This window comes from Acidovorax sp. LjRoot118 (assembly GCF_964253575.1).
Lineage (GTDB): Bacteria > Pseudomonadota > Gammaproteobacteria > Burkholderiales > Burkholderiaceae_C > Acidovorax.
This window is the reverse complement of sequence record NZ_CAXURB020000001.1, coordinates 4,707,331-4,725,581: the sequence shown is the minus strand read 5'-3', so window position 1 is coordinate 4,725,581 and position 18,251 is coordinate 4,707,331. Positions and strand designations below refer to the sequence as shown.

16 protein-coding genes are annotated in these 18,251 nt (G+C 62.0%); 9 read left to right on the top strand and 7 right to left on the bottom strand.

The annotated features are described in order from the left end of the window. The first annotated feature begins 45 nt into the window (after positions 1 to 45). Positions 46 to 426 carry a VOC family protein gene (locus tag ACSQ9E_RS22235; RefSeq protein WP_057201367.1) on the top strand — a complete coding sequence of 127 codons (381 nt, stop codon included), beginning with the start codon at positions 46 to 48 and terminating at the stop codon, positions 424 to 426. A gap of 954 nt (positions 427 to 1,380) precedes the next feature. After that, positions 1,381 to 6,012, top strand: a complete 4,632-nt coding sequence (locus tag ACSQ9E_RS22230) for a DUF4347 domain-containing protein (RefSeq protein WP_304439133.1) — start codon at positions 1,381 to 1,383, stop codon at positions 6,010 to 6,012. Between the two features lie 324 nt (positions 6,013 to 6,336). Here the strand turns inward: ACSQ9E_RS22230 and ACSQ9E_RS22225 are convergent, their stop codons facing one another. The 3 genes from ACSQ9E_RS22225 to ACSQ9E_RS22215 form a co-directional block, all read right to left on the bottom strand. Further along, positions 6,337 to 6,912: an OmpH family outer membrane protein gene (locus ACSQ9E_RS22225; protein WP_235514373.1), complete on the bottom strand. Its 576-nt coding sequence runs from the start codon at positions 6,910 to 6,912 to the stop codon at positions 6,337 to 6,339. A 352-nt stretch (positions 6,913 to 7,264) separates the two neighbouring features. Further along, positions 7,265 to 7,714, bottom strand: coding sequence for a transcriptional regulator (locus ACSQ9E_RS22220; protein WP_057201365.1), 450 nt, complete (start codon positions 7,712 to 7,714; stop codon positions 7,265 to 7,267). A 187-nt stretch (positions 7,715 to 7,901) separates the two neighbouring features. Continuing rightward, entirely contained in the window at positions 7,902 to 8,081 is a 180-nt protein-coding gene (locus ACSQ9E_RS22215) for a hypothetical protein (protein ID WP_436219197.1), read from the bottom strand. A gap of 311 nt (positions 8,082 to 8,392) precedes the next feature. Here ACSQ9E_RS22215 and ACSQ9E_RS22210 point away from each other — a divergent pair, with 311 nt between their 5' ends. After that, a complete protein-coding gene (locus tag ACSQ9E_RS22210; protein ID WP_082604098.1) occupies positions 8,393 to 8,602 on the top strand; it encodes a DUF3606 domain-containing protein in 210 nt (69 codons plus the stop codon). 80 nt (positions 8,603 to 8,682) lie between these two features. Here ACSQ9E_RS22210 and ACSQ9E_RS22205 read toward each other — a convergent pair whose 3' ends face one another. Further along, positions 8,683 to 9,357: a response regulator gene (locus ACSQ9E_RS22205; RefSeq protein ID WP_057201391.1), complete on the bottom strand. Its 675-nt coding sequence runs from the start codon at positions 9,355 to 9,357 to the stop codon at positions 8,683 to 8,685. Positions 9,358 to 9,682: 325 nt separating this feature from the next. Here ACSQ9E_RS22205 and ACSQ9E_RS22200 point away from each other — a divergent pair, with 325 nt between their 5' ends. The 3 genes from ACSQ9E_RS22200 (at position 9,683) to ACSQ9E_RS22190 (ending at position 10,419) form a co-directional block, all read left to right on the top strand. Further along, entirely contained in the window at positions 9,683 to 9,916 is a 234-nt protein-coding gene (locus ACSQ9E_RS22200; protein WP_082604097.1) for a DUF3072 domain-containing protein, read from the top strand. Positions 9,917 to 9,998: 82 nt separating this feature from the next. Continuing rightward, positions 9,999 to 10,247, top strand: coding sequence for a hypothetical protein (locus tag ACSQ9E_RS22195; protein WP_057201364.1), 249 nt, complete (start codon positions 9,999 to 10,001; stop codon positions 10,245 to 10,247). Positions 10,248 to 10,260: 13 nt separating this feature from the next. Further along, the gene (locus tag ACSQ9E_RS22190; RefSeq protein ID WP_157412433.1) at positions 10,261 to 10,419 is read left to right on the top strand and encodes a hypothetical protein; all 159 of its coding nucleotides are present in this window, start codon (positions 10,261 to 10,263) and stop codon (positions 10,417 to 10,419) included. Between the two features lie 145 nt (positions 10,420 to 10,564). On the opposite strand, the gene ACSQ9E_RS22185 is transcribed toward ACSQ9E_RS22190, so the two are convergent. The 3 genes from ACSQ9E_RS22185 to imuA are packed head-to-tail and all read right to left on the bottom strand — an operon-like array spanning position 10,565 to position 15,750. Next, the gene (locus ACSQ9E_RS22185; RefSeq protein ID WP_436219196.1) at positions 10,565 to 13,663 is read right to left on the bottom strand and encodes an error-prone DNA polymerase; all 3,099 of its coding nucleotides are present in this window, start codon (positions 13,661 to 13,663) and stop codon (positions 10,565 to 10,567) included. Positions 13,664 to 13,691: 28 nt separating this feature from the next. Continuing rightward, entirely contained in the window at positions 13,692 to 15,017 is a 1,326-nt protein-coding gene (locus ACSQ9E_RS22180; protein WP_057201362.1) for a Y-family DNA polymerase, read from the bottom strand. Further along, positions 14,953 to 15,750 carry a translesion DNA synthesis-associated protein ImuA gene (gene imuA / locus ACSQ9E_RS22175; RefSeq protein ID WP_057201361.1) on the bottom strand — a complete coding sequence of 266 codons (798 nt, stop codon included), beginning with the start codon at positions 15,748 to 15,750 and terminating at the stop codon, positions 14,953 to 14,955. Before imuA ends, ACSQ9E_RS22180 begins: the two co-directional genes overlap by 65 nt. Positions 15,751 to 16,019: 269 nt before the next feature. Here imuA and ACSQ9E_RS22170 point away from each other — a divergent pair, with 269 nt between their 5' ends. Genes ACSQ9E_RS22170 through xseB form a run of 3 tightly spaced genes read left to right on the top strand, consistent with a single transcriptional unit; the run spans position 16,020 to position 18,219 of the window. After that, positions 16,020 to 16,226 (top strand): hypothetical protein, encoded by a 207-nt coding sequence (locus ACSQ9E_RS22170; protein ID WP_436219195.1) that lies wholly within the window; start codon positions 16,020 to 16,022, stop codon positions 16,224 to 16,226. Beyond that, positions 16,223 to 17,956 (top strand): exodeoxyribonuclease VII large subunit, encoded by a 1,734-nt coding sequence (locus ACSQ9E_RS22165; protein WP_057201360.1) that lies wholly within the window; start codon positions 16,223 to 16,225, stop codon positions 17,954 to 17,956. The genes ACSQ9E_RS22170 and ACSQ9E_RS22165 overlap by 4 nt, the downstream gene beginning before the upstream one ends. Beyond that, positions 17,953 to 18,219, top strand: coding sequence for an exodeoxyribonuclease VII small subunit (gene xseB, locus ACSQ9E_RS22160; RefSeq protein ID WP_057201359.1), 267 nt, complete (start codon positions 17,953 to 17,955; stop codon positions 18,217 to 18,219). The genes ACSQ9E_RS22165 and xseB overlap by 4 nt, the downstream gene beginning before the upstream one ends. Positions 18,220 to 18,251: the final 32 nt, after the last annotated feature.

Below are 18,251 nucleotides of genomic sequence, written 5' to 3'. Positions count from 1 at the left end.
CTGCGCAGTAGTCCGTCGGTCACAATCGCCTGAAGGAGTCCACCCATGAGAATTGCGAGCATTGATCATCTGGTCCTCACCGTGCGCGACATTACCAGGACAGTCGAGTTCTACAAGCGCGTTCTCGGAATGGAGCATGTCATGTTTGAAGGCATTTTCAACGCCCTGCACTTCGGAAGCCAGAAGATCAATCTGCACCCGTTTCGCGCGGAGTACCTGCCCCACGCCGACATCCCTGCGCCAGGAACAGGCGACATGTGCCTCATCTGCGAAGGAGCAATTGCGCAGGTCGTTCAAGAACTCACGACGCACGGCGTTGAAATCGAAGTGGGGCCGGTCGAACAAACAGGGGCAAGAGGCCCGATGACGTCGGTTTACATCAGAGACCCGGACAGGAATCTCGTCGAGATTGCCTGCTACCAGTAGATGCTCCATGCCCTGCAGCGTATCCAAAACCAAGGCTTTGTGTTTCGCCTTCCTGGATGAGGCATGACCTTTCCGTCAATCGGACGGGGCTTTGGCATGCCGGTTTGGTCAATTGTCGAACGACTGCTTCTGTGCACGGTGCAACACCCGCTTTGGGCCGAGGCTGTGTGAAAACGCGCGTTGCGCCCTTGACCTGCCAGTCGACTCAGAAGTCGACCGCTCAGATCGGCCTACAACGCACGATCTCGATGCGAGCAAGGGTTGAAGCACCCCTGCAAAAGTCGTCTATCGACGTTTTCACACAGCCTCGGCCCAGAGCGGAAGTTCACGGCTATCGAAAGCTGGCGGTCAAGATGGGATGGCCGCCCGCTACCGTCGATGGTGGTCGGTTGCGGGATCGGCGGCCGTCGCACAAGCCACCGATCGCGCAACGGATTTGGGCCATCTGCCGCTTCCGTTTGGATCATGGCTGCCCAGCCCGTGGATCCAGTGCCCTGGCCCGTACACCGGGTGGCGGGCGTCTTGCACCCTTGGACTTCCTGGGTTGGAACAACCGGACAAGAGTGCGGTAACGCCCAGTCAAGTTCGGCCCGCACGCCACCCTAGCATCCTGGACTGGCAGGCTCCATGGGAGTGCAGAGGGATGGTTGCCACCGTTCTCGCAGCGTGCAGCGTGTTGATCCCTGTCGAGGCGCGAAACAGTCGCTGGCTTACAGCGCGAAGGCACTCATGGAGACTTGCCATCGTTAGAGCTCCCAACGTGATGTTCCCGTCAGCGTAAAGGCGCTCACTCAAGCCATGACTATTCAATGCTTGCTACGCTCGCCGCTACTGGCCAAAATGCCCGCCGAGAATATTCATACTTGCGCGCCACGCAGGCGCTGAGATAGCAGACTTATGTCGTCGATTCCATTGGCAAATACACAGTTTGAACCAATTCAGGGCAGTGCCTTGGTGTCCACCGCCGGTGTCACGCGGCTCGCCGGTGGCGATGCAGCCGGGAATGCGGGGGCCGCAGTCCCGCCCGGTGCGCACCTGGTCTTCATCGACAGCCAGGTGCAGGACGCAAGCTCTATCGCCCAAAGCCTGCCGGCAGGCACGCAGGTGGTGATGCTCGATGCAAGCCAGGACGGATTGGCCCAGATGGCAGCCTACGTGGCTGGGCGGCAAGGTTTCGAGTCGATCTCGCTTTTCTCGCACGGCGGCCCCGGTGCCGTGCAGGCAGGCTCCGCATGGCTCACGTCCGCCACCGTTTCCGCGCACGCCGATGACCTGCGGGTGATTGGCCAGGCGCTGACGGAGCAGGGCGATCTGCTGTTCTATGGCTGCAAGGTGGGGGCAGGCAGTGAGGGACAAGCCCTGTTGGACAGCATTGCGGCCATCACCGCTGCCGATGTTGCAGCCTCGGGCGACAACACGGGCGCGGCGGCCCTGGGCGGCAACTGGAATCTGGAGCGCAGCACGGGCGCCATCGAGGCCGCCGGGCTGCCAGACGCTGCCGCCTTGGCTGGCTTCAGCACGCTGCTCGCCGCACCGACCTACGAAACCTTCGATGGAGTGGTCCTGGACGATGGCCAGCAAACCACAGTACCCCAGGGACAGAGCTTTCAAGTCAATGGCTGGACGCTGTCGATTCTGGGCCGTGATGGCAACAACGACGCTCAGGGCCTCATGGCGGTGACCAACCAATCCAGCACCACCACACTGGCCGACAACAACAACGACAAGGCGATGGTGTTCTCGGGTCCGTACGACAACACCTTTGGCAATGCGGCAGCGGTGCTCAAGTCCACCACCGGCGAGGAGTTCTCCCTTCAATCCATCACTGTGGAAAATTTCGCTAGCAGTGGCACCGATTACTCCCTTGTGGGCTACCGCAACGGTGTGCAGGTAGCTGGGGCAAAAATCGATTTTCAGGTAGCGTCACCTCTCTCGGGTGGAAGTGTCGTGTCCGTTACAGGGAGACCATGGACTGCGCTGGACGAGATCCGCATCGTTCGCACGAATGGCCAGACGGACATTTCGATCGCTGTCGACGATATCGCAGTGTCCATGGCGGGCCCCATCAATGCCGCGCCCGTCATCGGCAACATCAACGGAGACGCGGTCACCTTCACCGAAAAAGGCAGCCCGGTGCTTTTGGACGCTGGCAGCGATGCCGTGGTGACCGATACCGACAATGCCAATTTCGACGGCGGCAAGCTGAGTTTCAGCATCGTCACCAACAACGTGTGGGCCCAGGACACGCTGGCCATAGTCAACCAGGGTACCGGTGCGGGCCAGATCGGCGTCTCCGGCAATACGGTGCTGTATGGCGGCGTGGCGATCGGCACCTTCAGCGGCGGCTCTCTCAACAGCCCCCTGGAAATCAGCCTGAACAGCAACGCCACTGCGCAAGCGACCCAGGCGCTGGTTCGCAGTGTCGAATACAACAACACCGATGCCAACGACCCCTTGACATACCTCCGCACGGTGCAGGTGACGTTGCATGACGGCGTGGACGCCACCAGCGCTGGAGCAAACATCGCGTTGCAGGTGCAGGCAGTGAACGACGCGCCCACGCTCACCGGCAGTGCACTCTCGCCCACCTACACCGAGAACGGCAGCGGCGTGGCGCTGTTCAACGTCAGCGCCCTGAGTGCGGTGGAAAGCGGCCAGCGCTTCAAGTCGCTGGTTCTTACGGTGAATCAGGTGAGCGATGGGGCCAGCGAGGTGCTGCGCATCGATGGCACCAACGTCGCACTGACCCACGCCAACACCTTGTCGACCGCCACCAACGGCATGCAGGTGTCGGTGAGCGTATCGGGTGGCGTGGCCACGGTCACGCTCACCAAGGGCAGCCCTTACGTCAACGCATCGGCCCTGCAGACGCTGCTCAATGGCATCACGTATCGCAACGGCAGCGAGCACCCCACGGCCGGCACGCGGGTGGTCACCCTCCACCAGGTGCAGGATGACGGCGGCACCGCGAACGCAGGCGCGGACACCACCCTGGTGTCGCTGGCGTCCACCGTCACCGTGGCGGCGGTCAACGATGCGCCGATCGTCACCACCAGCGGCGGCAGCGCCGCCTTTGCCGCTGGCGACAACACGGCGTCGACGCCGGTGGCCATCGACAGCGGCCTGACGCTGAGCGATGTGGACCACACCACACTGGCCACCGCGACGGTGAAGGTTGCCGGCAACTTCAGCGCGGGACAGGACGTGCTGGCCTTCGTGAACGGCAACGCAGGCCTCTTTGGCAACATCACCGGCACGTACAACGCGGGCACGGGGGTGCTGGAACTGGCTTCCGCTGGCGCCACGGCAACCCTGGCCCAATGGCAGAGCGCCCTGCGTGGGGTGACCTATACCAACACCGCGGTCACGCCCGGCACGGCTGCCCGCACGATCAGCTTCGAGGCCAACGATGGCGTCACGCCCAGCGCGCTGGCCACCCGCACAGTCACCGTCACGGCCGTCGACCAGACCCCGGTGCTTTCCACGTCGGCAGGCACCACGGCATACACCGAAGGCCAAAGCGGGGTGGTGATCGATGGCGGGCTGGCGGTGTCGGACCTGGACAACGCCACACTGGCCGCGGCCACGGTGCGCATCACCAACAACCACCATGCGGCCGAAGACCGCCTGCAGTTCGTCAACAGCAATGCGGCCACCTTCGGCAACATTGCCGCCAGCTACGACAGCGCCACGGGCACGCTCACCCTCGCGTCGGGCGGTGCCATCGCCACGCTGGCGCAGTGGCAGGCGGCACTGCGCGCGGTCACCTACAGCAACACGTCCGCCGACCCCTTGCAGGATGTGCGCACCATTTCCTTCGTGGTGAACGATGGCAGCAAGGCCAGCGCGGCGGGCGCGCGGCTGGTCAGCGTCGCCCCCGTCGCGCCAGAGCCCCCCGAGCCGCCCGCGTCGAACCTGGTCGATGGGGTGCCCGTGACCAGCGCACCTGGCGATGGCGGCAGCGTCGTCATCACCATCCCCGTGGTGCCGTCCTCCCGGCCCGACAGCGTAGCCACACCAAACCCGGCGCTGGCCGATATCCCCCTGGTCAAGGGGCCCGATGGCCACCCCATCGTGCAGGTGGGCGTGCCCGTGGGGGTGGGCTTGCAGGCCGAGGGACTGCCCATCGCCGTCACCGGCACCGCAGCCCTGGCCGAGCTGGGCCTGCGCATCGAACGTCTGGCAGCGGGCAACACCGAGCTGACCAACAACGGGCAGGTCTTCTACGCCAGCATGGACCCCAGCGAGCCCCTGACCGTACAGACCATCAAGGTCACGACGGGCGCAGGCTTCGACCCCAAGGTTCCCCTCGTCATCAGCGGCAGCACCCTGGCCGCAGACGGCAAGCAGGCCGTCATCCTGGACGCCCGAGCGCTGCCGGCCGGCTCCCTGGTGCAGGTGGACAACATCGACTTCATTGCCGTCGTCGGCGCGGTGCGCGTGGTGGGTGGCCAGGGCCAGAACGTTGCCAGCGGCGATGGCTCCAGCCAATGGATCGTGCTGGGAGCGGACGACGATGTCCTCCACGGAGGCGGCGGCGATGACGTGGTCGGCAGCCAGGGCGGCAACGACCGCCTGTACGGGGACGCCGGAAACGATGTCATCGTCGGCGGCAAAGGCGATGACCACCTGGAAGGGGGAACCGGCAACGACGTGCTGATCGGCGGCCCCAGCGATGCGGGCACCTGGCAGTTCGCGCTGGCGGGCGATGGCCGACTGCACGTGGGCTACGTCGCCAGCCAGGCGCTGCTCAGCGAACTGCCGCAGGCATCCTTGTCGGTTAATTTGCAGGGCGCTGCGGTCATCGACCCGCGCCTGGCGCTGCTAGGCCACGACTACGGCAAGCTGGAGACCACCAGCCTGCTGTTCAAGGCGCTCACCGGTCAGCTCCCGACGCTGGAGGCGATGAACGCCCTGACCGGCACCGCTTGGAGTCGGTCCGATCTGCTGCAAGGTGCATGGAACTGGTTTGAGGGCACCCTGCCTGCAAATGCCAGCACCGCCGACAAGGCCCAGGCACTGATCACCCAGACACTGGGTGGGCCGCAGGCCACCGCCCAGAACCTGAAGATTGCCGTTGACTTCCTCGGGCAGGGAGGGACGTGGGCCCAGGCGCTGGACTTTCTGGTGCACCTGCCCCAGGTCATGGCATCCATCACCACACAGACCGCCTCCGGTGCCCAGCTCAGCCTGGTCCAGAACGCTGTGCTGTCCGAGGCTGGCTGGAGCGCCGAGAGCGGCAACGACACGTTGATTGCAGGCACGGGCAACGACGTGCTGATCGGTGGCGGGGGCAGCGACATGCTGGACGGGGGCGAGGGCACGGACATGGCCGTGTTTATCGGCACACTCCAGCAGTACCGCTTCACCCTGCAGACCAACGCCACTGGCCAGCAGGAGGTGCTGGTGCGCGATACCGCCAGCGGCGACGTGGACACGCTGCGCAGCATCGAACTTCTGCAGATCGGGGGCCAGGCCTACCGTACCCCGGTGGCGCCCCCCGGCGCAACGGAGTATCCGATGGAAGGGCACCTTGACGCGGTGGGCGCGGCAGAGATCGCGCTGGTGGGGCTGCCCGCTTTTTGAAACTCGCCCTCCCTGCCCCTGCCCACGCGCTTGACGGGTTCATTGCCGGCGCATGAGGTGCGGGAAAGCCCCTGCGAAGCATGCGACGCATGGCAATGGACCGAGATCACCCTGGCAGGGAGCGAAAGCACTTCGGCTTTGAATCTGGCCCCCTTTTCGCCGTTTGGAAGCGGCCCCCAAGGCTAGCTGACGCAAAGTCAGCTTTGGGCCCCAAGCAGCCTTTCATCGAGCTGTCGGCACCAGTCCGCTGATAAAAGAGCCTGTCATCAATCGTCAAGTTTGCGAAGCTCGCCCAAAATAAGTGGCGTTCGTCGTGAGCACCTATCACTGCGCCGCAGGGGCAGCAGTCGCGAGCGCTTTCATCACCTCGTTAGTGATGTCCACCGTTGGCGCAGCCATAACGGCATCCTGCAGTATCAGGTCGTACTTTTCCTGCTTGAAGATCTGGCGGATCGCACGGTGTGTCAGCTCCCATAGCTCGGACTTCTGCTCGTTGCGGCGCTGAGCTACCTCTTCATTGAACTCACGGAGCTTTCGCATGAGGTCGCGTTCCTGATCGATCAGTTCGCGCCGCCTGCGACCGATATCGTGTTCGGACAGCGTGGGTCCTTCCTTATCCAGTTGGTCGGCCACGGCCTTGAGGTGAGCTCCCAACTCATCAAGTTGCCTCTGTCGAGGGAGGATTTCGGCAGCCAGCTTGTCCTCCATAGCCCTGGCGGGGAGCGACAGGAGCATCACACGCTCGAAGTCCACGTAACCGATCTTAAGTTGCTGAGCCAGCGCGGATGAAGGAGCCAGAGAGATCATGCACGCCGCCACCGCGCCGGTGGCAAAGACAACCGCTGTACGGCGGGCCACCGCGCAGGTAGCCACCGAAAACGTCAGGATAAGTTTGTTCATCAGATGGCGCTCCGACGTGGATGTGAAAGCACTGGATGTTATCCGGCGCCCCAGTAAACAGCCGTTCCTACATTCAACGCTCAGACGTCATTTGGCAGCTCTGCAGGTTTCAAAAGCCTCTGTGTCGATTCTCTGTGAAGACGGTACACCGACCGTCCGCTTCTGGCCGAGGCTGTGTGAAAACCCAACCCGCAACCGCTGCCTAAAACTAAAATGTGCACAACGGGCAAGCCTTGCCGCTTCATCGCGTGATGTCGGACTTCATCAATGAGAAGCCGGATGCATCTTCTCGGGATCGAAGGTCTGGAAGGCCAGCGAGATGGTCTGAGGCCACTGAAGCCGCGCGAAAAAGCTATTGGGCCTCGGCCAGCAAAGCCAAGGCTTTGCGCTTGCCAAGGTTGAGAACCTCGTGGATCCGCAGCAGTTGCGCTGCGCGAGGAAATGCCTTTCCTGTCTCCCATCGGTAAACCGAGAGGTGGCCTGCCTGAAGCAACTTGCCCATTTCCTTGGCCGTGAGGCCCAATTCGGCGCGCTTGGCTGCCAACGCCTCTGGTTTGAAAACCCATTTGCGGCCGCTTTTGCGCGCGGGTGCCTCTTCTTCCACGGCCGCCTTCGCTGGAGTCTTGACTTGTCGCTGTGCGGCTTTGAGCTGCGACGTCAGCGCCTTCACGTCACGCTTCAGCGCGGCTATCTCGGAGCGATGGGATGTCAGTGCCTTTCGCATACCCTGGATCTCTGGCTTGAGTTCCTTGCGGGCCATGCGCACAACTTCGGCGCGGAATGCATTCGAGAAAGTATTCATGGGCGCATTGTGTATGAATCTGGCACGACACTTGAAACGGCACCGCACATGGAAGGCCGCCAAAAGACTCAAGCCTTGACGGTTAGTTGGCTGTACAGGCACTAGGCCACAGCCGCAGCAGTTTTGTCGGCGTTGCGCTTTGACGCTTTGGGATACGGCGGCCTTGAACTTGGCGCCGGCTACAAACTTAGGTGCCGTTGATGCAGTTGTCTTCAACGCGGCGCCGGTGGATGGATTCTTGCCTTTGCGGATCAGGCGCTGATACTTGCAAGCAGGGCGCAACCAGGTGTACGGGTGCGACTGAATCTTTTTGTGCGATGCCCGCGAACAGCACAATACCGATGACAAGCGCGATGCGAAGCTGCATGGGTATATCTGGAACTGAATTTGGGACAGTGGCCGTGGGAGGCATGGCACGCGGATGCTATGACTGCAAAGCGGCCATGCGACATCCATGTACCGCGTGGCCCTACAGTGCCCACGTTGCGCCAAGACGAGTGCCTTGTCCATGCGCTGGGAACAAGGCCGGCACAGCCACCGCATAGGCCGGATCCATGGGCGGCGAGGAGCCCGTGTTTCGAGTCTGCCTTCGCAGCAGAGGTGCTGTTCGCCTACACCAGACGCCGGAGCATGTGCCTAGCATGTTAAGGAACAAACCGACTACATAGGACATATCCGATGACGCAATCGAACTCCCAACCAGACCGCATTGATGTAGACGACGCTGCTTCACTTGCTCGTTGGACACGTGAGCTTGACACCACTGAAGAGCAACTCAGGGACGCAATCGCCAAGGTAGGCGACAAGGCAGCGGATATTGAAATGCATCTCAAAGGCGCGCGAAGCACGACCAACGTTGATCGCGTTCAGCAAGCAGATGCCAAATAGCTGAGCCGTAACAGACATAAGCACGCGTTTGCTCGTGCGTATACGCGCTTATCAAGCCAAGCCCATACCGGTCAGGCTGGTCAATCGATGAGCCCGTGCTTGAGTGCGTAGTAGGTCGCCTCGCTGTTGCTCTCGAGCCCGAGTTTCTTAAAGGTTCGAGTCCGATAGGTGCTTACAGTCTTGGTGCTGAGGTTGAGAAGCTTCCCAATGGAGGCTACGTCCTCCCCTTGAGCGAGTTTCAGAAAGATTTGAAGCTCTCGCGTCTTCAACGTCTCATGGGGCAAACCTAGGCGGGGCTTGAAGACCTCCTGCGCAAGCAACTCGGCGACATCGTTGGTAAGGTAGCGCCGACCATCTCCAATCACGCGTATTGCTCGTACCACCTCGTCGGGATCACAATCCTTGTTGAGGTATCCATCTACCCCCTGCTGCAGGAGCGTGATGGCGTATAGCGACACCGGCAGGCCCGAGAAAATGAGGATGCCCGTGTCCGGCGAGCGCGCCTTCAAGCTGGCCAGTGCATCCAACCCACTGAACTGAGGCATGGTCAAGTCCAGCACCAGGACATCAATGCTGTGGTCGCGGACCAGGTTCATCGCTTCACGCCCGGTGCCAGCTTCGGCAACGATGTGAATGTCTTCATGGCTTTCGAGGTATTCGCGCAAGCCTCTGCGCACGACCGCATGGTCATCCACCAGTGCGACCTTGACCTTCTTTTGCGCAACCCTTGCTTTTGCGAAATCTGCATGCAGCATTTGATCCCTCATAACTACTCTTGTTGTCACCTGGAAACCGCAAGCACTGTAGCAATGCGAAGCGCCATGATCGATCCGACTATGCTGATTGCAATGTAGGAAAACTCCGAAAGACGTCAGCTCTTGAAGGCAATGTGATGGCGATCTGGATGGCTCCTTTGTGACGTCGGTGCATGTCGACAAACGTGGAGAGCTACCCGCTAGCGATGGAGGTGTCGCTGTCATCGATAGCTGTATGAAATAACAGTATCGAGCTTATTTCCTACAACCAGTTCAAGGGCGGCGTCGCATGCTGAAGGCTCCTACAACCCACTGGAGCAAGAGCATGACCGACAAATCCACGCAGTCCTTAGCTGACCAAGGCAACATGGAAAAGGACCCCATAAATTGGGTCACAGGCGATGAGGCAATGACCGGAGCGCAACGGTCGTATCTGCACACGCTTGCAGAAGAGGCCGGCGAGGCAGCAGACGATTCGCTGACCAAGGCGGAAGCCTCCCAGCGCATTGAAGAACTTCAGGCTGCTACTGGACGCGGACGCGCGCAGGCAAAAGCTTAGCGTTTCATGTTTTGCTGTACGAGCTGCGTAATCAGACTCTCCCAATCTGGCGTGACCCTTGTCCCTGAAAGAAAGATCCACCATGAGCGATTGGCTTGACTGGGTTCAGTGGCCTGCGTTTACCGCATCAGTGCTTGCGGCCTGGCTCGTAGGGTCCAAGGCGGCAAGTCGCCGCAACGCAGGGTTTTGGGTGTTTCTAGCCAGCAATGCTCTGTGGGTAACCTGGGGCCTGCACTCGCACGCCATTGCTCTGATTGCGTTGCAGATCTGCCTTGCAGCCATGAACATCCGCGGCTTGGCGAAAACCGGTGACGTGAGCGAGCCGAAGTAAGAAGGGCACAACCATGACCACACAACCCGGCTTCTTTCAGCAGTCCAAGAAGCCACATCTGCAGCCAGGCCGGAGAGTGCTGTTGCTGGTGGGCTTCATCAACCCCATGGAGTTTCCTGGCGCTGAAAACCTCGTACCGGCTGCACTGCAGGCGGCGCATGCCACAGCATGACTGAAGAATCGGATTGTCGCCAATGGCGTGACAGCCATCTACGCGAATGACAATTGGCTCATCGTGTGACATCTTATAGCTCTGTCGCCGACACGTTGGAACCGCCTGGTGCCCTACTGAGCGCAACCGACTCGTGATGGTCAGGCTACTTGAAGTCGCGGCTTCCCAACCGCCCGAGCCTGCCCAACCAAGGCGTTAGATCGACCAGCCTGTCCGCGATCAGATTGGTCACCTGCCCCCGCCGCTGCCACATCCCTTTGACCGCGAGCAGCCGCGACTCCAGCAGCACTTGCCTCTGCTCATCTCGTACCGATGACCAAACGATCACCTGCACGGTCCCAAACTCGTCTTCCAAAGATACGAAGATCGTGCCCTTGGCTGTGGACGGCTGCTGCCGTAGCGTCACGATGCCAGCCGTGCGGATCACCCTGCCGTCCGGGATATGGCGAAGATCGCGCGACGACAGCAGTTTCTTCGCGGCCATCCGTGGCCTCAGCAGCGCCAACGGATGCCGGCGCAAGGTCAGCCCGGTGGATGCGTAGTCCCATACGATTTCCTCGCCCTCCGGGGCCTCCTGCAGCTCCAGATACTCCTCGTTGATCGGTGCGTCCTGCAGCAGCTCCGGCGTCGAGTGCAGGCCTGCAGCGTCCCACACTTGCTGGCGGCGGTGGCCCGACAGGCTGAGCAGCGCATCTGCTGCTGCCAACAGCTTCATCTCGTGCTGTTCCAGTCGCGCGCGCATGGCCAAGTCTTCCGCACTGTCAAATGGGCCGTTTTCACGGGCCTCGACGATGCGCGCGGCCGAAGTAGCGTGCAGGCCTGCCACCATGTGCAGGCCAAGCCGCACGGCAGGGATTGCGGGCAAGTCCTCCAGCGTCGATTCGACGGCGCTGTGCATCACGTCGATCCTCCGCACTTCCACGCGGTGTCGCTTGGCATCCTGTACCAGCTGGCTTGGCGTGTAAAAACCCATCGGCTGCGAGTTGAGCAGTGCCGTCAGAAAGGCTGCTGGCTCATGCCGCTTGAGCCAGCAGCTGGCGTATACCAGCAACGCAAAGCTGGCCGCATGACTCTCGGGGAAGCCATATCCGCTGAAGCCCTTGATCTGCTGGTAGATCGACTGGGCAAAGGGCTCGTCATATCCTCGCGCCCTCATGCCCTGGATGAGCTTGGTCTGGTACTTCTCCAGCCCCCCGCGCTTCTTCCAAGCCGCCATGGCCCGCCGAAGGTCGTCTGCCTCGCCTGCTGTAAAGCCGGCAGCGACCATCGCCACCTGCATGACCTGTTCCTGGAACAGCGTCACGCCCAGGGTGCGGCTGAGCACCTGCTTCAAATCCTCACTTGGATAGATCACAGGTTCCAGGCCCTGTCGGCGGTTGAGGTACGGATGCACCATACCGCCCTGGATCGGGCCGGGGCGCACGATGGACACGGAGATCACGAGGTCGTAGAAGCACCGTGGCTTGAGCCTTGGCAGCATCGACATCTGCGCACGACTCTCCACCTGGAAAACGCCAACCGTGTCCGCCCGAGAAATCATCTTGTACGTTTCACGGTCCTCCACCGGAATGTCCTGCATCCCGAAGTCGTACCCCTTGCGCCGGCCCACCAGGGTCAGGGCTTTGCGGATGGCCGTGAGCATGCCCAGGGCCAGTACATCGACCTTGAGCAAACCGACTGCATCCAGGTCGTCCTTGTCCCATTCGATGACCGTGCGGTCTTCCATGCTCGCGTTCTGGATCGGAACCATGCGGCTGAGCAGACCCCGCGTGAGCACAAAACCACCGGGGTGCTGTGATAGATGCCGCGGAAAGCCAATCAGCTGGCTCGTCAGCAAGATAAGCTGCTTCACCGCCAGGTCGTTCTCGGACAACCCCAACTCCTCGAAGCGCTCCAGCCGCACACCTTCGCCGTCCCACCACTGGTGACCTTTAGCCAGGGCATCCACGGTTTCCAGGCTGAAGCCAAGTGCCTTGCCGACATCGCGTATCGCTGACTTGGGTCCGTACGTCACCGCAATCGCGGCCAGTGCAGCTCGGTCCCTTCCGTATTTTGTGTACAGGTACTGGATCACCTCTTCGCGCCGCTGATGCTCGAAATCGATATCGATGTCCGGCGGCTCGTTGCGCTCCCTGCTGATGAAGCGCTCGAACAGCGTCGACATGCGATCAGGGTCCACCTCGGTCACGCCCAGGCAGTAGCAGACCACGCTGTTCGCAGCGGACCCACGGCCTTGGCAGAGGATGTGCTGGGAGCGCGCGAAGCTGACGATGTCGAACACGGTGAGGAAGTAGTGCTCGTAGTGCAGGTCGCAGATCAGCTCCAGCTCGTGCTCGATCTGCGCTTGCACCTTGGCGGTGATGCCGTGTGGCCAGCGGCGGCCGGCGCCTTCGTAGGTGGCTTGGCGCAGGTAGCTGGAGGGGGTGTGGCCCTCGGGTACCAGTTCGTCAGGGTACTGGTACCGCAGTTCGTCGAGACTGAAGGTGCATCGCTCGGCCACGCGAATCGTCTCTGCCAGTAATTCATCGGGGTAGGTCTGTGCCAAGCGCAGGCGGCTTCGAAGATGGCGCTCGGCGCTGCGCTGCAGCTCGTAGCCGCACTCGGTCAGGGGCCGTCCTACCCTCGTGGCGGTCATCACATCCTGCAGTGGCTTGCGGCTGCGCCGGTGCATGTGCACATCGCCCATGGCCACCAGCGGTATGGCAGTCAGCGCAGACAACTCCCGCATGCGGTGCAGCCACAGCTCGTCATCGATGCGGCGGTTCAGGTCCACGCCAATCCATGTTCGCCCGATGAAGTGCGTCAAGGTCCAGCGCCCCAGCTCCTCCAGCTGCTCGTCCGTCCCTGTCCGGTCTGGCGTCACCATCACCAGGCAGTCGGCCAGAGCATCGCCTTCGATGGTTGAGCGTTCAAGAAGGTAGGTGCCTTTCTCTGCGGTGCGCCGCAGCCGCGTGATGAACTGGCACAGGTTGCCGTAACCATCGAGGTTCTGCGCAAGGATCACCATCGTGAAGGGCAGGGCGGCCTGCACCTTGAACTGCGAGCCCACCAGCAACTGCAGCCCCTCCTTCTTGGCTGCGACATGCGCGCGCACCACACCGGCCAGCGTGCATTCGTCGGTGATGGCAATGGCGCTGTAGCCCAGCTCCTTGGCGCGCTCGACCAGCTCGTCAGGCCAACTGGCACCGACAAGGAACGTGAAATTGGAAACGCAGCGCAGCTCTGCGTAGAAGGGAAGCGCCATGACTGTTGCCTGAAGGTCGATGCATCGTTCAGGCGTACAGGCCGTGAAGGAACCAGCCTGTCTCATCCTCGGCCAGGCGGCGTTGGAAGATCCACAGCACGCCGGCGTGCCGGCTCAAGGCGATCCAATAGTCGCGCTGCACGTTGAGCTGGCCGGCAGGTGCGCTCGTAGCCGCCGTAGGCTCTCGGTGCCACCAGCCACCTTCAACGCGGTCCGGGCCCAGCAGCAACTGCAGTTGCCCCTGGTAGATCGGGCGGTGCTCCCGCTCGGCCAGGCGAAGCGGTTCGGGCAGCACCCACGCGGGCAGTGGCAGCTCGTGGCAGGCGAGCGAAGCGCGGGGGCGCGCCATCTCCGCACCTTGCCAGCACTGCATCCATTCGGGGCGGTGATCAGCGTTTAGGACTGGGCGCACTACGCGATCCTTGCCCAGGCGGGCCTGCACGCGCTCCAGCACCAGGGACGTGGCTTCGCCCTGGCGGATGGTCTCAGGCAGGAGCGACTTGCTCTCCTGCTTGATGGGGATGGTCTCGGAAGCAAGCAGCTCAATGTCACCGGCGGGGGCCAGCAGCTCGACCTTGGCCAGGTGCTCGCTGAGCAGCCGGCCCAGGTGGTCCACGTTCTGCGTGGCCTCCGCGGTGCGTACGGTGATCTCGCCGCCAGTGCCTGCGGTCTTGGCGCGCATCGCGTCATGGGCCCAGCGCAACGTGAACGAGGTGACGCCCATGTGCCTGGCAGCGAGCCAGCCGGACATCTGGAGTAACAAGCGACGGGCGCCAAACATCAGCGCCATCGCATTCTCGACACGGAACATGAACTCCAGGCGGGCACTGAAGGTCTCGGGTAGTTGCTGCCACTCGCAGACCTCCGGGCGCAGTCCGTAGGCCTGGTCCAGGCTGTGAAGCAGCTCCTTGTCGAACCGCCGACCAAGGCCACCCCGGGGCAGCTTGCGCACATCGCCCAGCGTGCGTGATCCGAGGCGGTGCAGCGTGCCCTGATGGCGCGCCACCGCAGTGATCGTCTCCAGCGGCAGCTTGTCGAGAATGGATGGCAGCGGGCCTGCAAAGCCATCCACCACGCGCGAACGCACCAGCGCCAGTGCGGCCGTGCCCGTCGGGGCCCAGGCGAAGGCTTCAACGCCCAACTCACTGGCTTCCGATTCGATGCGCCCTCGCAAGTGCGACAGGCCGCCAAACAGGCGTGCGCTGGCCCCGACCTCCACCAAGACCACTTCTTCGCGCACGGCCACCCTCGGAGAGAACTGCAGCGCCCAAACAGCCAGGGAAGGCAGGTCAATGGCGGTGCAGGACTCGGTGCTGGTCTTGTGAGGTAGCAGTGCGGCCCAGATGCCGATCATCGGTGGCCTCCTCTCTGCGCAGGGGGATGGCGAAATCGGTGTCCAGGCGACGCAGTCGCGGCGGCAGCACCTGGCTCAGGCGGCCGGGGATGGCCTGCAGTTCCAGCACACCGGGGCATGGCGTGCCACGGCGTTTGAGGATGCGCACGTCGATGTTCCAGCCTGTGCCGAGCGACACCAGGGTGCGCAGTGGCGCCGGCGAGGCCTCTCGCTGCGCGTTCAAGGGCCGAAAGAGAAAGACGGGCGACTGACAGGACTGGGCGTGCACCTGCAGGCGCCTAATCTGGTCCGCGCGGACCTGAGGGAGCCAGGACAGCACCGCGCCGCGGGGATTGGACCTCACCAATTGCTCAGTCACCCACAAGCGTTCGGCTGGAGTCTTGGCCTGGATCCAGACGATCTGGTCGGCGGGCACTCCGAGCTGAGCCAGGCCACCGGCATGGGGCTGCTGGGGCGGGGCTACGAGCAGTATTTGGCCGCCGTTCTGGACCAACCTGGGCAAGCATCGGCCCAGCAGGCGCCATTCGCACAGCGGTGCTTGGGCCGTGAGGACCTCGGTCAGGGCGCGTGTGGGCCAGCCACCCCCGGGCAGGGAAGCGTCCAACAGCTCAAAACCTGTAGAGATTGTCGGGTGGCCGTCTTGCACCAGGTCGTCGCCCAGCCACACTGACTCCCGCACCGAGATGGGCAGACTCTGGGTGTCGAAGGACTGGGAAGCGTGGGCGGCAGGCATGGCAAAATACTGTAATTAAATACAGTATATGGACAGACTTACTGACATGAAAAGAGGGTTCCGACGGCGGTTGAAGGCCATTGCGGGCGGTTCGCACCCAAATCGATAGCGGGGAAATCAGCGTCTGCGCTGGAGGATCAAAAGAATCACCAACGTGGAAAAAATTTGCGATGACTAAGCGGAGCGTGCGGACGAAACCCTGGTGCAAGGTCAGGATGCTGCAATGCCCGAAGTGCCTGAAAGGCAGATTTCTGTATAAGAGCTCAACGATGGAAACCGATCAGCCTGCCCCCATGAATCGCTGTGGCTACTGTGGATCTACCAACTACCGCAGGGTGGTCGAGCGCGATGCCCAAGGCTTGATGCGCTACGGCGAGCGTTTATTGTGCTCGGGATGCACGCGAGAGTTCACCGACCTGGATGCCTGGCGGCAAGGCGCATCGGATGCGTCCCCGCCGCTGTCTGCAGCGGCATGACCGACACCTACCTTGTCTCATCATTCGCGGACAAAGACCGCGTCAAGGCGCTGGGCGCACGTTGGGATCCGACTCGCCGACAGTGGTTCGTGCCCGAGGGCCGAGACCTTACGCCTTTCGCGCAGTGGTTGCGTGCTGCAGATGTGCCAGCACCCGTAGTCTCGCGTGATTTGCTGGCGCCTTCCCCGACCGTGTCCAGGGGCTTGGCGGTCCCTGAAAAACAGGGGGTATCGCTGTCTCAGTTGCTGCAAGGCGTCTCGGGGGCGGTAGCGCAGGCTTTCAAAGCCGGGGTTTGGACGCTTGTTGAGGTGGTAGATACGCGTATTCGCAACGGCCATGTGTACCTTGAGGTCTCCGAGCGCGACGTTTCGGGAGTCATCACCGCCAAGGCCAATGCCGTCATCTGGGCCGGTACGGCCAGCCAGATTCTCCCCAAGTTCGAGTTGGCGACCGGTGCCCAGATCGGGCCAGGTATCAAGCTGCTGGTGCGTGCACGGCCCGTGTTCAAGCCGCAGTTCGGTTTCAGCATCGAGATCGATGCCATCGACTCTGACTACACGCTGGGTGACCTGGAAGCCCGCAAGCGTGAAATACGCGAGCGCTTGCAGCACGAGGGCTTGTTCGAACTGAATCGACAGTTGCCAACTCCGTGGGATTACCACTTGGTCCTGGTCGTGGCACCGGAGGGGGGAGCCGGCTTGGGCGACTTCCAAGCTGAGGCGAAGCGGCTTGAGGCCGGTGGAATCTGCCGTTTCGTATACGTCCACAGTCGATTTCAGGGCGATGGTGCTGCTGCAGAGATCCGCATGGAATTGCTTGGCGCGCTGGAGCGCATGGATCAAGAGGGCTTGCACCCCGACGCCGTGGCCATCATCCGCGGTGGTGGGGCCATCAACGATATGGCTTGGCTCAATGACTATGCGCTAGTGCGCGCCGTCTGCGAACTGGATGTTCCCGTGCTGACTGGCATAGGGCACGAGCGAGACAACACCGTGCTCGACGAGGTCGCCAATATCCGTTTTGACACCCCTTCCAAAGTCATCGCGGGCATTGAGCGACTCATTCTGCAGCGAGCTCAGGAAGCCAAGGGCCTGTTTGCCGAACTCGTGGGGGAAGCCAGGCGCGCTATGGGCAACACGCGGCGCGTTGTTGTGGAGCATTACACCGCCATCGAGACTGGTGCGCGGCAGCAGATCGCTCTCAGCCGGCAACGCTCTGCCGAGATGCTGGCGCAACTGAAGCTCGACGCAATCCAGGCAGTGCGAACGGGTGCAGAGCAGACTGAGCGCGACATGGCCGATGTGCGTCGCTTGGCAACGCAGCAACTGGGCCAGGCACGCAGCCGGGTGCCCGCGCTTCTGGCTGAAATCAGCAGCGAAGCACGGCAAACGCTGCAAACGGCGAGAGCTACGATCAAGGCGGACAGAACCTTTGTGATCGACCGCGCTGTGGCAGATTTGCGCTACACGAAAGACACCACTGCAAGAGCTTTTGAAGACATAGGTACGCAGGCCCGCAAAGCTGTAGTGGAGGCCAGAACCGGATCCCAGGCACTCATGCGAGAGATTGCTGGCCAAGGACCTGAAAAGACTTTGGGTCGAGGCTTTGCATTGGTGCGCGATGCTACCGGCCAGGCAATCACCAGTGCGAAAAATGCCAGCGGAAAGATCACTATCCAATTCAGAGACGGCACGCGAGATGCAACGCTGCGCAAGGACAATAAGACATGAGCGAAACCTTTAAAGAATCTTATGGGGTGCTGCAAAAGCACGCTCAGACCCTGCGAAAGCAGAGCGACCCGAACATCGACGACCTGCTGCGGATAGTCGAGGAATCAGTAGCTGCGTACAAAGTGTGCCAAGCGCGCATCGATGCTGTGGAGCAGGCGCTGGAGAAGGCGCTGGGCTCGGCCAAAGAGCCCGCGGCGGCGACCACCTCGGGATCCACAGCAGCTGGTGGTTCCTCCGACTCCGACGATGACATCCCCTTCTAGCCGTTGACCGGCGACCGATGCGCGAGGAAATA